The organism is Cellulomonas humilata (assembly GCF_013359775.1).
In the GTDB taxonomy this organism is placed as follows: domain Bacteria; phylum Actinomycetota; class Actinomycetes; order Actinomycetales; family Cellulomonadaceae; genus Cellulomonas; species Cellulomonas humilata.
Genome location: NZ_JABMCI010000060.1, coordinates 122,153 through 135,972, shown reverse-complemented (window position 1 = coordinate 135,972; position 13,820 = coordinate 122,153). Strand labels below are relative to the sequence as shown.

At 72.1% G+C, this 13,820-nt stretch carries 12 protein-coding genes; 5 read left to right on the top strand and 7 right to left on the bottom strand.

Annotated features, from left to right (window positions below):
- Nucleotides 1-27: 27 nt before the first annotated feature.
- Nucleotides 28-855 (bottom strand): ATP-binding cassette domain-containing protein, encoded by an 828-nt coding sequence (locus HP550_RS08225; protein WP_175347131.1) that lies wholly within the window; start codon nucleotides 853-855, stop codon nucleotides 28-30.
- Between the two features lie 58 nt (nucleotides 856-913).
- Nucleotides 914-2,026, bottom strand: coding sequence for a VIT1/CCC1 transporter family protein (locus HP550_RS08220; protein ID WP_175347129.1), 1,113 nt, complete (start codon nucleotides 2,024-2,026; stop codon nucleotides 914-916).
- Nucleotides 2,027-2,167: 141 nt separating this feature from the next.
- Between HP550_RS08220 and HP550_RS08215 the strand changes: the two genes are divergently transcribed.
- A complete protein-coding gene (locus HP550_RS08215; RefSeq protein WP_175347127.1) occupies nucleotides 2,168-2,581 on the top strand; it encodes an ATP-binding protein in 414 nt (137 codons plus the stop codon).
- Here the strand turns inward: HP550_RS08215 and HP550_RS08210 are convergent.
- On the bottom strand, nucleotides 2,568-3,146 hold the full coding sequence (locus tag HP550_RS08210; RefSeq protein WP_175347126.1) for a hypothetical protein: 579 nt from the start codon (nucleotides 3,144-3,146) through the stop codon (nucleotides 2,568-2,570). The two genes, HP550_RS08215 and HP550_RS08210, sit on opposite strands and share 14 nt — an antisense overlap.
- Before the next feature lie 109 nt (nucleotides 3,147-3,255).
- On the opposite strand from HP550_RS08210, the gene HP550_RS08205 reads away from it, so the two are divergent.
- A complete protein-coding gene (locus tag HP550_RS08205; protein WP_175347124.1) occupies nucleotides 3,256-4,467 on the top strand; it encodes an ATP-binding protein in 1,212 nt (403 codons plus the stop codon).
- On the top strand, nucleotides 4,464-5,117 hold the full coding sequence (locus HP550_RS08200; protein ID WP_175347122.1) for a response regulator: 654 nt from the start codon (nucleotides 4,464-4,466) through the stop codon (nucleotides 5,115-5,117). Before HP550_RS08205 ends, HP550_RS08200 begins: the two co-directional genes overlap by 4 nt.
- A 51-nt stretch (nucleotides 5,118-5,168) precedes the next feature.
- Here HP550_RS08200 and HP550_RS23020 read toward each other — a convergent pair whose 3' ends face one another.
- The gene (locus HP550_RS23020; RefSeq protein ID WP_175347120.1) at nucleotides 5,169-7,610 is read right to left on the bottom strand and encodes a non-reducing end alpha-L-arabinofuranosidase family hydrolase; all 2,442 of its coding nucleotides are present in this window, start codon (nucleotides 7,608-7,610) and stop codon (nucleotides 5,169-5,171) included.
- Between the two features lie 201 nt (nucleotides 7,611-7,811).
- Between HP550_RS23020 and HP550_RS08190 the strand changes: the two genes are divergently transcribed.
- Nucleotides 7,812-8,837 carry a LacI family DNA-binding transcriptional regulator gene (locus tag HP550_RS08190; RefSeq protein ID WP_175347118.1) on the top strand — a complete coding sequence of 342 codons (1,026 nt, stop codon included), beginning with the start codon at nucleotides 7,812-7,814 and terminating at the stop codon, nucleotides 8,835-8,837.
- 248 nt (nucleotides 8,838-9,085) lie between these two features.
- A complete protein-coding gene (locus HP550_RS08185; protein WP_175347116.1) occupies nucleotides 9,086-10,474 on the top strand; it encodes a glycoside hydrolase family 10 protein in 1,389 nt (462 codons plus the stop codon).
- Between the two features lie 66 nt (nucleotides 10,475-10,540).
- On the opposite strand, the gene HP550_RS08180 is transcribed toward HP550_RS08185, so the two are convergent.
- The 3 genes from HP550_RS08180 to HP550_RS08170 form a co-directional block, all read right to left on the bottom strand.
- Entirely contained in the window at nucleotides 10,541-10,906 is a 366-nt protein-coding gene (locus tag HP550_RS08180) for a hypothetical protein (RefSeq protein WP_175347114.1), read from the bottom strand.
- A gap of 65 nt (nucleotides 10,907-10,971) precedes the next feature.
- The gene (locus HP550_RS08175) at nucleotides 10,972-12,069 is read right to left on the bottom strand and encodes a Gfo/Idh/MocA family protein (protein ID WP_175347112.1); all 1,098 of its coding nucleotides are present in this window, start codon (nucleotides 12,067-12,069) and stop codon (nucleotides 10,972-10,974) included.
- Between the two features lie 98 nt (nucleotides 12,070-12,167).
- On the bottom strand, nucleotides 12,168-13,814 hold the full coding sequence (locus tag HP550_RS08170; protein WP_175347110.1) for an ABC-F family ATP-binding cassette domain-containing protein: 1,647 nt from the start codon (nucleotides 13,812-13,814) through the stop codon (nucleotides 12,168-12,170).
- Nucleotides 13,815-13,820: the final 6 nt, after the last annotated feature.

Below are 13,820 nucleotides of genomic sequence, written 5' to 3'. Positions count from 1 at the left end.
TCCTCAGAGGTAGGCGAAACAGGGGGACTAGACGGTGGTCAGGTGCTGGCGGTGCGTGTGCTTGCCGACCGGCCGGGTGTGCACGCGGCCGGTGTGCTCGTCGCGCACCACGTCGATGCGGATGCCGTAGGTCTCGGTGAGCGCGTCGGCGGTGAGCACCTCGTGGGGCCGGCCGGAGCCGACGACCACGCCCTGGCGCAGGAGCACCACGTGGTCGGCCACGGCCGCGGCCTGGTCGAGGTCGTGCAGGACGACGCCGACCGCGACGCCGTGGTCGTCGGCCAGGTCCCGCACCAGGTCGAGGATCTCCACCTGGTAGCGCAGGTCGAGGTACGTGGTGGGCTCGTCGAGCAGCAGGACGCGCGTGTCCTGGGCCAGGCAGGTGGCCAGCCACACGCGCTGCAGCTCGCCGCCGGAGAGCTCGTCGACACCGCGGTCGGCCATCGGGCCGACGCCCGTGACCTCCATCGCCCAGGCGATCGCGCGGGGGCCGTCGGCGTCGTTCTGGCGCCAGCGGCCGCGGTACGGGTGCCGGCCGTAGCCGACGACGTCGCGGACGCTGACCCCCGAGGGCGTCGGCCGCGACTGCGACAGCAGCGTGACCCGGCGCGCGAAGTCCTTGGCGGACAGGGCGTGGGCGTCGGGGGCGTCCGGCAGGCTGACCGTGCCCTGCTGCGGGGCGTGCAGCCGGGCGAGCGCGCGCAGCAGCGTGGACTTGCCGGAGCCGTTGGGCCCGATGAGCGCGGTCACCTGACCGGGCTGGAGGCACAGGTCCGCGGCGGTCACCACGACGGTGCCGTGGTAGGCGAGGGTGAGGTGGTCGCCGCGGAGGGCGTCCTGCTCAGACGGGGTCACGAGGTGAGGTTAGCCTGCACTAAGTAAGGATGACCAAACCTTGCTCACATGATGGGCGTCACACCGTCGCGCCGAACGCCAGCCCGAGCAGGTAGGTCGCCGCTGCGGCGCCGTAGCCGATGGCCAGCTGACGGAGCGCTCGCTTGATCGGCGACGCACCCGAGAGCACCCCGACGGTCGCGCCCGTGGTCAGCAGCGCGAGCCCCACGAGCACCGACGCCCACACCACCGCGGTGAGGCCCTCGGCACCCAGCAGGTACGGCAGGACCGGGATCGCCGCGCCCGACGCGAAGAAGCAAAAGCTGGCCGCCGACGCGCCGAACGCGGTGCCGACGGCCTCGTGCTCGTCGACCTCCTCGGTGCCCGCCGGGGCGGTCGACGCCGGATCCCCCAGGGTCCGCAGCCGCTCGTCGGCCCGGGCCTGCGCCTGCACCGGATCCATGCCGCGGGCGCGGTAGACCAGGGCGAGCTCGTTGGCGTCGACGTCGAGGTACGGCAGCGCCGCGCGGGCCGCCTGCCCGGGTCGGGAGGCCTCGAGCAGCTCGCGCTGCGAACGCACCGACACGTACTCCCCCGCGGCCATCGACAGCGCGCCGGCCAGCAGACCCGCCAGGCCGGTCAGCAGCACGATCGACGTGGCCGCCCCGCTGGCCCCGATGCCGAGCACCAGGGCGAGGTTGCTCACCAGACCGTCGTTGGCACCGAACACGGCCGCGCGGAACGTGCCCGAGATCCGGTTGCGCCCCCGGGTGGCCAGGCCGCGGACGACCTCCTCGTGGATCGCCTCGTCGGCCGCCATGGTCGGTGTCGCGTCGGCGTCGCCGTCGTATCCCCCGCGCGCCTCCGCCCGCTGCGCCAGGGCGAGGACGAACACCGAACCGAACCGGCGGGCGAGCAGCCCGAGCACGCGGGTCCGGTAGTCCCCCCGGCGCGGCTTGCCGACGTCGTCACCGAGCAGGTCCAGCCAGTGCTGCTCGTGGCGGCCCTCGGCCTCGGCCAGCGCCAGCAGGATCTCCCGCTCCTCGCCCGTACGCCGCGACGCGATGTCCCGGTAGACCGCCGCCTCCGCGCGCTCGTCGGCCAGGTACTGCCGCCACCGCCGGATCTGGGAGCTCGAGGGCGCCTGACGTGCGGGAACGTCCGCGCCGGACGGGGTCGAAGAGGTCTGCACCCGCCCATCGTCCCAGCCGCGGGGGCGAGAAACCGGCGCGGGAGCGGTGTTCAGGTTGCCGAATCATCAGTTGTGCACAACCGTGGCCAGCACCGACGGGGGGCCGATGCGGCCCTTCCCCCACTCCCCGGGAGGCTCCCGATGTACGCCGAGACGGCCGTGTCGCCTTCGCTCTCCGCGATCGCGCCCGCACGTCACTGGGCACGGGACCGCCTGTCCGAGGCCGGCGTCGACGACGGGCGGCTCGAGCTGCTCGTCCTGCTGGTCAGCGAGCTGGTCACCAACGCCGTCGCGCACGCCGACCCGCCCGTGACCCTGCGCGTGCACGTCGACGACGAGCGCACGCGCGTCGAGGTCACCGACGGCGTCCGCGAGGTGCCGGTGGTGCGCAACCCGCCGCCGACCGCGTTCGGGGGCCGGGGCGTCATGTTCGTCGACCGGCTGTCGAGCAGCTGGGGGACGGTCGAGGAGGACGGCGACGCCGCGAAGGCGGTCTGGTTCGAGCTCCGCCACGACGACGTCAGCGAGCTCGGCGGGTTCTCTACCGAGCGCTGACGCTCTCGGGCCTGGCCCGCGACGACACCTCGGTCCAGACCGGCCCGAACACCAGCCACGCGACCAGGACGAGCGACGCACGCCCCGCCCAGCCCGCCAGCACCTCGCGCTGGTCGGGCGCGGTGGCGACGAGCATCAGCACCCCCAGGACTCCGCACGACACCAGCCATGCGACGACCACGCGGCCCCACATCCGCCACTCGTGGCTGCGCACCGCCGCACCCTCGCGCGGCCGGGGCACGGGCGGTGGACCTCCGGCGAACCGGTAGGCCACCCACGCGTCGACCGTGTGCACGGTCAGCGTGCCGAACCCGACGGTGAAGCCCAGGTAGAGGGCCGCGAGCCCGTGCGTCCAGGTGGGCTCGGCGCCGCGCAGCAGATCACCGACCGTGGCGACGAGGAGGACCACCTCCAGCAGCGGCTCGCACAGCAGCAGGACCGTGGACGTGCGGCGCCAGTGCAGGGCGTAGCGCGCGACGACGGCGGCGGCGAGGAACACCCAGAACGCGATCTCGCAGGCGACGACGAGGGCGGCGACCGGGTTCGCGGTGATGACGTCGATCATGCGCCCACGGTGTCCCCGGTCCCGGTGCGTCCGCGTCGGGCGTTGGCCGCACGTCCGCGTACATCCTTCGGACGACCTCCGCGGGGCGACGGTGTGCTGGGATGACCGGATGGGACGGGTCCTGCGCGCCAGGGTGCAGGACGACCGCGTGGTCGCGGCCGGCCTCGTCCTGCTCGGCGTCGTGCTGGCGATGCTCGGTCTGGCCGGACGCCCTCCCGACGCGCTCGACGGCACCGTGCTCGAGCGGTATGCCGTGTGGTGGCACCTGCTGATCCTCACGTGCGCGGCCGCCACGCTGCTGGCCAAGCGGCGGCACCCGGTGCTGACGCTCGTCGTGGTCGCTGCGCTCGCGGCGCTCGACGGCTACCTCGGCGGGGGCATCGCGATCTTCGTGGTGCTCTTCGACGCGATCTACACCGCGGCGCTGCTCACACCGCCGCGGGTGCGGCGCCGGATCGTCTGGTGCGTCGTCGTCGTGAGCGTCGCCGGCCCCGTCGCGATGCTCGCGACCGGCAGCACCCCGCGGGAGGCGGTGGTCGTGCTGCTCCAGGCGGTCGCGATCTACGGCACCCCGCTGTGGTGGGCGTCCGACGTGCGGCAGCGCACCGAGCTCGCGGAGCTGGAGAGCCGGCGGGCCGACCTGGAGCGTGAGCGCGCGGACCTTGCCCGGGAGGTCGCGGCCGACGCGCTCCGGATCGCGGACCTCGACCGCGAGTCGGCCGTGCGCGAGGAGCGGGCACGGATGGCCCGGGACCTGCACGACGTCGTCGCGGGTCACCTCTCGGCGGTCGCGATCCACACGGCGGCCACGCTGTCCGCACCGCCCGACGCCGAGCGCGACCGGGCGACGCTGCGGACCGTGCGCGCCGGTGCGCTCGACGCGCTGGCCGAGATGCGGTCGATGATCCTGGTCCTGCGCGGCCGGCCGGACCCCGTCGCCGCCCCGGCGGGCCTGGCCCGGCTCGACGCGCTCGTCGCGGCCGCACGGTCGACCGGGCAGGAGGTCGTCGTCGTCGGCGAGGCGCCCTCCCCGCTCCCTGCGGCGACCGACCAGGCGGCGTTCCGGATCGTGCAGGAGTCGCTGACCAACGCCGCCCGGCACGCGCCCGGATCGCCCGTCGAGGTCGCGGTCAGCGGACGGGACCCGGTGGAGGTCGTCGTGACGAACCCGCTGGGGCGCGCAGCCGCGCCTCCGCTCAGCACCGCCACCGGCCTGCTCACCATGCGGGAGCGTGCGGAGGCGCTGGGCGGCACGCTCGACGCCGGTCCGTCGGACGACCGGTGGGTCGTGCGCGCATCGCTGCCCAGGCGCGCGTCATGACCGACGTGCGCGTGCTGCTGGCCGACGACCACGGGGCGATCCGTGCGGGTCTGCGGCTCATGCTCGAGAACGCCGACGGCATCACGGTCGTGGGCGAGGCCGCCGACGGAGCCGCCGCCGTGGCGAACGCCCGCGCGCTGCGGCCCGACGTGGTGCTGATGGACATCCGGATGCCCGGGACGGACGGCATCGAGGCCACCCGCACGATCGTCTCCGAGGGCCTCGCGGACGTCCTCGCGCTCACCACGTTCGACCTCGACGAGTACGTCCGCGGGGTGCTCGCCGCGGGCGCGGTCGGCTTCCTGCTCAAGACCGTGGGCGCCGCCGAGCTGGTCGACGCCGTCCGCCGGGTCGCGGCCGGGGACGGGGTGCTCGCACCGGAGGTCACCCGACGCCTGCTTGCCGACCTGGTCGCCGCGCAGACTCCGCCGCCCGCCCCCGCGCGGGGTGTCGACGAGCTCACCCCCCGCGAGCGCGACGTGCTCGCGTGCCTCGGAGCGGGGATGTCGAACGCCGAGATAGGCCGCGCGCTCGACGTCACGGAGGCCACGACCAAGACGCACGTCACGCGAGTGCTGGCCAAGCTCGGGTGCACGTCCCGACTGCAGGCCGCGCTCGTGGCGGTGGAGGCCGGAGTCGTGTGGAGGTGAGTGCGCCGAACCCGACCGTCGGCCCGGTTTGGCCGACGGTCGGGCACCGGATCAGCAGGTGGAGTTCGTCTGCGTCAGCAGGCCGAGACGCCACGGCAGCGTGTTGTAGTCACCCGAGGCGTTGGGGTCGATCCCCTGGTACAGGTACCGGAGGTTGCACGGGCTGATCTCCATGCCCTGGTCGGTGCCGGCGCGCACCATCTCCCCGTGGCTGATGTCCCTGGTCCACGCGCCGGCCGGGAACGTCACGTTGGAGGCCCGGGCGAACGGGTTCGACTCCGTGTCCGCCAGCGCTGTCCACGAGCCCGTGATCGACGGAGCCGTCCACGACCGGAAGTACCGCCGGCCGTCGGTCCCGATGGCCTCGTGGACCATGAGCCAGCTGTTCTGACCGGCGATCTTGTAGATGTTCGCCGCCTCGAACAGCCGGTAGCGGTCGGAGTCCTGCATCGCGATCACCGTGTTGGTGAACCCGTTGGGGAAGCTGCCGAGGGAGGTCTCCGACCGGTACAGGTGGCCGTTGTCGTCGGAGGAGAACAGGTAGCACCTCGCCGTGTCGCACACGGTCCAGAAGTCGACCCAGTAGCCGTTGCCGATGTTGTCCCGGATGATCTGCGGCTGCGAGGAGTAGAAGTTCTTCGGCGCCGACCAGGACGACGGGTTCGAGATGTCGGACGTCGTCGAGTACGAGCCGCCCGCGCCGGTCTGGTAGACGAGGTACCAGAGGTTCTGCGGCGCGAAGAAGAACACCTGCGGAGCCGCCCGGTAGCCCGTGCCGATGCCGGACCGGTCCAGGTAGAACTGCGTCGCGGACGAGGCCTGGGACCAGTCGGAGAAGCTCGTGTAGACCATGGTGTAGCCGCCGTTCGCGAAGATCGACGCGAAGACGTGCCACTTTCCGTCGGCGTACACGACGCTCGGGTCCTTGACCGAGGCGGGGTTGTGCGTGCTGTCCGGCTTCGGGCCGATGATCGCCCCGGTGGAGGACCACCGGAAGGTCGACGGGAGGGTGCCCGTCGGGGTCGTGGCGGTCGGGGTCGGCGTCGGGGTCGGGTTGGTGGTCGGCGTGGGCGTGGGCGTCGGGCCGACGCTCCCGTTGCACAGGGTGCCGTTGAGCCGGAAGCTCGTCGGGGCCGGGTTGCTGCCGCTGTACGAGCCGTTGAACCCGAACTCGACGGTGGCGCCGGAGGCGATCTGCGCGTTGTAGTCGACGTTGCGGGCGGTCACCTGGGTGCCGCTCTGCGTGACGGCGGCGCTCCACGCCTGCGTCACGGTCTGGTTGCCGGGGAACGCCCAGGTCAGGGTCCAGCCGTTGAGCGCCGGGCCGAGGTTGGTGATGCGGACGCCGGCCGTGAAGCCGCTGCCCCACTGGCTCGGTGCGGCGTACGCGATCGAGCAGCCGGTGCCCGGTCCCGAGGTCGGTGTCGGCGTCGGAGTCGACGTGGTCGGTGTCGGGTTCGGCGTCGTCGGGTTCTGCGTCGGCGTCGCCGCGTTGAGGGCGTTCAGGACGGAGGTGTAGGCGACCTTCTTGTTGCCCGACGAGTCGAAGAGCAGCGGGTTGGCCCCGGTGCGCCAGGAGTCGTTGTCGCGCACGCCCCACACCGTGATGCCGGTGCAGCGGGCCACGGCCAGACACGCCCGGGTCACGGTCTGGTAGATGTTCGCCTGGTTGCCGCCCTGCTCGACGTCGAGCTCGGTGATCTGCACGTCCACGCCGAGGTCGGCGAACCGCTGGATGTTGGCCTGGTAGTCGCTCGGGATGGTGGTGCCGAGGTGGCTCTGGAGACCCACGCAGTCGATCGGGACGCCGCGGGACTTGAAGTCGCGGACCATGGCGTAGATGCCGGTCGACTTCGCGTTGATGCCGTCGGTGTTGTAGTCGTTGTAGCAGAGCTTGGCGTTGGGGTCTGCGGCGCGGGCGGCGCGGAAGGCCGCCTCGATCCAGTCGTTCCCCGTGCGCTGGAGGCTCGAGTCGCGCCGACCGCCCGACCCTCCGTCGGCGAACGCCTCGTTCACCACGTCCCAGGTGTGGATCTTGCCCCGGTAGTAGGTGGCGACCTTGGTGACGTGGTTGATCGCCGCGGTGCGCAGGGCGGTGCCCGACAGGTTCTGCGCCCATCCCGGCATCTGGGCGTGCCACAGGAGCGCGTGCCCGCGCACCTGCTTGCCGTTGTTCCGGGCCCACGTGGCGATCTGGTCGCCGCGCCCGTAGCTGAACGAGTTCTGCGACGGCTCCGTCGCGTCCCACTTCATCTCGTTCTCGGCCGTGATCATGGTGAACTCGCGGTTCGCGATCGTCGCGTAGGTGGAGTCGCTCAGCTTGTTGGCCGCGATCGCGGTGCCGAAGTAGCGACCGCTCTGGGCTGCTGCGGCACCGAGCGTGCTGGCCGCGGCCTGCGCGGGGAGGGCTGCAGACAGGGCGGCCAGAGCCGTGGCGACCGACAGCGTCGCGGCGACGAGTGCTCGTCGCGCTCGTCGGGGTGTGGTGGTCATGCGAGACCTCTCCTCGGGTGCGGGCGTGTGAGCGTTCACACTGGTCGCCCCGTGAGTCCGACAGCGAGACTGCGAATCGTTTTACACCGGTGTAAACGGCGAGCACGACCCAGCGTTCGCGGGCTCCGGTAGGTTGCGACCGCCCGCGTCGTGGAGGGCCCACGCTGCGGCGCGCAGGGTGAAGGAGGGGCTGTGGCGACGATGGCCGACGTCGCACGGCACGCCGACGTGTCCGTGAAGACGGTGTCGAACGTGCTCAGCGGACACCCCCACGTCCGGGACGCGACCCGGGACCGCGTGCTCGCCGCCGTCGCCGCTCTCGGCTACGAGATCAACGTGACGGCGAGGATCTTCCGCTCCGGCCGCAGCGGCGTGGTCGGCCTGGCGGTCCCCGAGCTCGGGCAGCCCTACTTCGGCGAGCTCGCCGACGAGATCCTCTCGGCAGCCCGCAGCCACGGCCTGCAGGTGCTCATCGAGCCGACGGGCTTCACGCGTGAGGGCGAGCTCGCCGCGCTGCGGGTGCCCCGCCGTGGCCTCGTCGACGGTCTGATCTTCAGCCCCGCGGCGCTCGTCCAGAGCGACTCCCACCTCCTCGACTCGCTCGACTACCCGCTCGTCCTGCTCGGCGAGCAGATGTTCTCGCCGAGCGTCGACCACGTCACCATGCGCAACATCGACGGAGCCAGGGCGGCGACCGACCTCCTCCTCGACGCCGGCCGCCGCCACATCGCGGTCATCGGCATGCTCCACGCGGAGACCGCCGGATCCGCCTCCCTGCGCTACACGGGGTACCAGCAGGCGCTCGAGGCGCGCGGGATCGAGGTCGACACCCGTCTGCTCGGCTGGTCGGACGAGGCCTGGCACCGGGCCAACGGCGCACGTGCGATGGCCGACGTGCTCGACTCCGGCGTCCCGGTCGACGGCGTGGTCGCGTTCAACGACGCGCTGGCCATCGGCGCGATGTACGAGCTGCAGTCGCGCGGCCTGGCGATCCCGCAGGACGTCGGCGTGGTCGGCTTCGACGACATCGAGGACTCGCGCTACTCCGTGCCGACCCTTACGACCGTCGACCCGGGCAGGCGGGAGATCGCGCACGTCGCCGTCGACATCCTCCGTCGCAGGATGCAGGAACGGCTCGACCCGGGCGCGACGGACCGCGCACCGGTTCTCTACCTCGCCGGCATGCGCATCGTGGAGCGAGAGAGCACGCCGCGCCGCACCGGCTGACCCTCGAGCACGCCCGATAGTTGCGCGCGCCGTCCAACTCGCGCGATCGAACAGCCGAGGAACTCATCCCTCATGGATCTCCATTCGGTGAGGTTTCCATCGGTGCAATTCACCCGTAAGAGTTAAGAAACGTTTCGTCGGAGTTATCGCAAGTACCGGAGCGCTCCCATCTCTTGACCGTGCGTCAGCGACCCCCGGAAGGTGAGGCGCCGGCGATCAGCCGACGAGCGCACCACCGAGGAGGATCAATGACGACCCCACGACAAGGACGCCTGACCGCGGCCATCGGCGGCCTCGCCGTCGCCGGACTGTCCGTGGCGCTGGCCCTGCCGGCGGCGGCAGCGGGCAGCACCCTGCAGGCGGCGGCCAGCGAGAGCGGGCGCTACTTCGGTACCGCCATCGCGGCGAACCGGCTGAGCGACTCGACGTACGCGACCATCGCGAACCGCGAGTTCACCATGATCACGGCCGAGAACGAGATGAAGATGGACGCGACGGAGCCGTCGCAGAACCAGTTCAGCTACGGCAACGCCGACCGGATCGTGAACTGGGCCCGCAGCAACGGCAAGCAGGTGCGCGGCCACGCGCTCGCGTGGCACTCCCAGCAGCCGGGCTGGATGCAGAACATGTCCGGCACCTCGCTGCGCAACGCGATGCTCAACCACGTCACGCAGGTGGCGACCTACTACCGCGGGAAGATCCACACCTGGGACGTCGTCAACGAGGCGTTCGCTGACGGCTCCTCGGGCGGGCGTCGCGACTCCAACCTGCAGCGCACCGGGAACGACTGGATCGAGGCCGCGTTCCGCGCCGCCCGCGCCGCGGACCCGGGCGCCAAGCTCTGCTACAACGACTACAACACCGACAACTGGTCGCACGCCAAGACCCAGGGCGTCTACTCCATGGTCCGCGACTTCAAGTCGCGCGGGGTGCCGATCGACTGCGTCGGCTTCCAGGCGCACTTCAACTCGGGCAACCCGGTGCCGTCCAACTACGACACCACCCTGCGCAACTTCGCCGCACTGGGCGTCGACGTGCAGATCACCGAGCTCGACATCGAGGGCTCGGGGAGCTCGCAGGCGCAGCAGTACCAGGGCGTCGTCCAGGCCTGCCTCTCGGTCGCGCGCTGCACCGGCATCACGGTGTGGGGCGTGCGGGACTCCGACTCGTGGCGCGCCTCGGGCACCCCGCTGCTCTTCGACGGGTCCGGCAACAAGAAGGCCGCCTACACGAGCGTGCTGAACCAGCTCAACGCGGGCGGGACCACCACCCCGAACCCGACGCCCACCACGCCGACGCCGACCCCGACGACCACCACTCCCCCGCCGACGGGCGGCGGCAGCTGCACGGCGACGTACTCGGAGGGGCAGAAGTGGAGTGATCGCTTCAACGGCACGGTGACCATCCGCGCGAACACGAACATCAGCAGCTGGCAGTCGACCGTCACGGTCAGGAACCCGCAGCGGATCATCGCCACGTGGAACGGGTCGCCGACGTGGGACTCCTCGGGGAACGTGATGACCATGCGTCCGAGCGGCAGCGGCGCGCTCTCCGCGGGTCAGACGACCTCGTTCGGGTTCACCGTCCAGCACGGCGGCAACTGGACGTGGCCGAGCCTCACGTGCACCGCCTTCTGACGATCTGAGGACGGTTCGCCGCGAGACGGGCGCGGCACCACCGGTGTCGCGCCCGTCTCTGTCGGCTCAGTCGTCCCAGGGCGGCGTCTCGTCGAGCTTCCTGTAGTACTTCGCCAGGTGGCTCTTGATGCGGTCGCGGTCCTTGTCCGGGACGTCGACACCGCCGCGCGAGCCCTGCATGACGGCCGCGGCCGCGAACACGCCCCGCGGCACGGCCCTCAGGCGTCCGTCGATCACGTCGGCGATCAACAGCTTGTACGCGGTGAAGTTCTCCTTGTTCTCCGCGTCGTACCAGACGTGCGCGTCCCGGTACTTCTCGTTCGGCTCGTCCTGCGCCTTGGCCCAGGCGCGGACGCGCTTCTCGGCGGCGTCGCCGTCCCAGGACCGGTCGCGGTCGGCCAGCGGGAGGTCGCCGAATGCGGTGACGGCCATGTGCGGACTCCTCTCAGTCGCTCTCGACTCACGACCGTGGCACTGCCGTCACCCGCTCGCATCCGCTAGGCGTCCGCCCAGGCCTCCCGGGCGGTCCGGACGGTCTCGCCGGTGCGCGCCGCCTCCTCGATGGCCAGACCGAGCAGGTGGTCCTGGCAGCCGTCGGCCAGCGGGTAGGGCGCCGGGCCGTCGCCGCGCACCCACGCGCCGGTCGCGTCCAGCAGCGCGGCCACGGCGATGTCGTCGTCGGCCAGGCGGGCCCCCTGGAACGCGTTCCGGTACAGGACCCGACCATCCAGGCTCAGGTGCTCCAGGTCGAACCCGTCGAGGTTCTGCTCCAGGCCGGTGACCCGCCGGACGATCGGCGCCGTGATGACCGTGCGCTCGTCGACCCACCGCGTGACCGCGTCGTCGACGATCTCCCCGTGCGAGCCGCGGACGACGATCCGGTTGGTGCGCAGCGGGTTGTGCCACTGGTTGTCGGTGAAGTCGTACAGGGCGCTGCGGCCGTCGCCGAAGTCCAGCGTGGCCAGGATGTTCCACGCGTCGGCCGGCTCCGTGGTGCCGGTCCAGCCGTCGCGGCCCAGCGGTCCGAGGAGGGGAGCGGTGAACGTCGAGGCGTGCACGGCGACCTCCCCGCGTCCGGCGTCGAGCAGGCGCCGGATCAGTCCGACCGCGTGGTACAGATGCGTGGAGCTGATCTGTACGCTCGTCGGCCGGCCGATTGTCCCTGCGTCGACCACCGCGATGCGGGCCGCGTGCGACGGCATCGACGGGCTGTGCTCGGCCACCTGGACGAGTCCCGACGAGCCGACCTCGGCCCAGAGCTCGCGCAGCCCGTCGGCGTCGGGCGCGGGCGGTGTCTCGGCGAGCACCGGGATGCCCAGCGACACGAGCTCCGCGGTCGCCGCCGGGGTCACGGGCCACGGGACCGAGACGACGACGAACTCCGGCCGGTCGGTCGTCGGTCCGACGGCGGTCACCAGCTCCTCGATGGTGCGCACCGTCGGCACACCCCACTCGCGCTCGACCTGCGCGCCGCGCTCCGCCGAGCGCGTCACCACGCCCACGCACTGGAACCGCCCGGGCATCACGCGCGCCATCCGGACGAAGAACTCCGCCCGCCAGCCGCTGCCGACCACGCCGAACTGGATGGGTGCCATCGAGTGAACCGTCCTCGTCGTCGGTCGCGCTGAACTCGGTGAGCGTATCCGCGTGACGACCTTGGTGCGCTCACCGGAACGAACTCTTCACGCGAGGGTTAGTCCGCGGTCACCTCGGTGACCTGGCCGTCCTCCACGTGCCAGCGGCGGGTCAGCCGGACCGTCTCCAGCATCCGCCGGTCGTGCGTGACCAGCAGGATCGTCCCCTCGAAGCTGTCGAGCGCCTGCTCCAGCTGCTCGATCGCGGGCAGGTCCAGGTGGTTGGTCGGCTCGTCGAGCACCAGCAGGTTCACGCCGCGGGCCTGCAGGAGCGCGAGCGCGGCGCGGGTGCGCTCCCCCGGTGACTGCGACGACGCGGGTCGGTGGATGTGGTGGCCGCCCAGGCCGAACTTGGCCAGCAGCGTGCGGACGTCGGCGGTCGGCCAGTCCGGCACCTCGCGGGAGAACGCGTCGACCACGGGCTCGTCGCCCTCGAACGCACGTCGCGCCTGGTCGACCTCGCCGACCAGCACGCCCGACCCGAGGTCGACCGCACCCGACGTCGGCTCCAGCCGGCCGAGCAGGAGGGCCAGGAGCGTCGACTTGCCCGCACCGTTCGGGCCTGTCACCGCGACGCGGTCCTTCCAGTCGAGCTGGAGGTCGACCGGCCCGAGCGTGAACGCCCCCCGGGTCAGCACGGCGTGCCGCGCGACCGCCACGACGGCCCCGGAGCGCCCGGCCGTCGCGATGCTCATCTGGAGCTGCCACTCCTTGCGCGGCTCCTCGATGACGTCGAGCCGGGCGATCATCTTGTCGGTCTGCCGGGCCTTCGCGGCCTGCTTCTCCGACGTCTCGCCGCGGTGGTGCTTGATGTGCTTGTCGTTGTCGGTCGCCTTCCGGCGCGCGTTGCGGACGCCCTTCTCCATCCACGCGCGCTGCATCCGGGCGCGGGCGTTGAGGGCGTCGAGCCGGGACGAGTACCCCTCGTACGCCTCGCGTGCGCGGCGGCGGGCGATCGAACGCTCGTCGAGGTAGGAGTCGTAGCTGCCGCCGTAGGTGGTGACGCGCTGCAGGCTGCGGTCGATCTCGACGACGGCCGTCACCGTGCGGCTGAGGAACTCGCGGTCGTGGCTGACGACGACGATCGCCGCCTCCGACCGGTCGACGAACTCCTCCAGCAGGTCTAGGCCGGCGGCGTCGAGGTCGTTGGTCGGCTCGTCGAGCAGGTAGAGGTCGTACCGCGAGAGCAGCAGCGCCGCGAGGCCGACCCGCGCGGCCTGGCCCCCGGACAGCGCGGTCATCGGGTGGTCGAGGTCGACGGTCAGGCCGAGGTCGTCGGCCACCGTGCCCAGCCGTGCCTCGAGGTCGGCACCGCCGAGGGCGAGCCAGCGCTCGAGGGCCTCGGCGTAGACGTCGTCGGCACCGTCCTGGCCGGCGCCGAACGCGTCCGCGGCATCGTCCAGGGCACGCTGCGCGTCCGCGACGCCCGTCCGCCGCTCCAGGTGGGCGCGCACGGACTCCCCGTCGAGTCGCTCGATCTCCTGCGCCAGGTAGCCCAGCTGCGCGTGCGACGGCGACACCGCGACGCTGCCGGATTCGGGCTGCCGACGACCGCCCAGGATCTGCAGGAGCGTGGACTTGCCGGCGCCGTTGGGGCCGACGAGGCCGACGACGTCACCCGGCGCGACGACGAGGTCGACCCCGGAGAAGAGCTCACGATCGCCGAAGCCGGCCCCGACACCCTTGGCCTGCACTGTTGCGGTCATGCGGTC

Bases quoted from the DNA above. Each gene is read 5' to 3' on its own strand.
- HP550_RS08215 (WP_175347127.1), top strand. From the start codon at position 2,168: ATGTACGCCGAGACGGCCGTGTCGCCTTCGCTCTCCGCGATCGCGCCC.
- HP550_RS08210 (WP_175347126.1), bottom strand. From the start codon at position 3,146: ATGATCGACGTCATCACCGCGAACCCGGTCGCCGCCCTCGTCGTCGCC.
- HP550_RS08205 (WP_175347124.1), top strand. From the start codon at position 3,256: ATGGGACGGGTCCTGCGCGCCAGGGTGCAGGACGACCGCGTGGTCGCG.
- HP550_RS08200 (WP_175347122.1), top strand. From the start codon at position 4,464: ATGACCGACGTGCGCGTGCTGCTGGCCGACGACCACGGGGCGATCCGT.
- HP550_RS23020 (WP_175347120.1), bottom strand. From the start codon at position 7,610: ATGACCACCACACCCCGACGAGCGCGACGAGCACTCGTCGCCGCGACG.
- HP550_RS08190 (WP_175347118.1), top strand. From the start codon at position 7,812: ATGGCCGACGTCGCACGGCACGCCGACGTGTCCGTGAAGACGGTGTCG.
- HP550_RS08185 (WP_175347116.1), top strand. From the start codon at position 9,086: ATGACGACCCCACGACAAGGACGCCTGACCGCGGCCATCGGCGGCCTC.
- HP550_RS08180 (WP_175347114.1), bottom strand. From the start codon at position 10,906: ATGGCCGTCACCGCATTCGGCGACCTCCCGCTGGCCGACCGCGACCGG.
- HP550_RS08175 (WP_175347112.1), bottom strand. From the start codon at position 12,069: ATGGCACCCATCCAGTTCGGCGTGGTCGGCAGCGGCTGGCGGGCGGAG.
- HP550_RS08170 (WP_175347110.1), bottom strand. From the start codon at position 13,814: ATGACCGCAACAGTGCAGGCCAAGGGTGTCGGGGCCGGCTTCGGCGAT.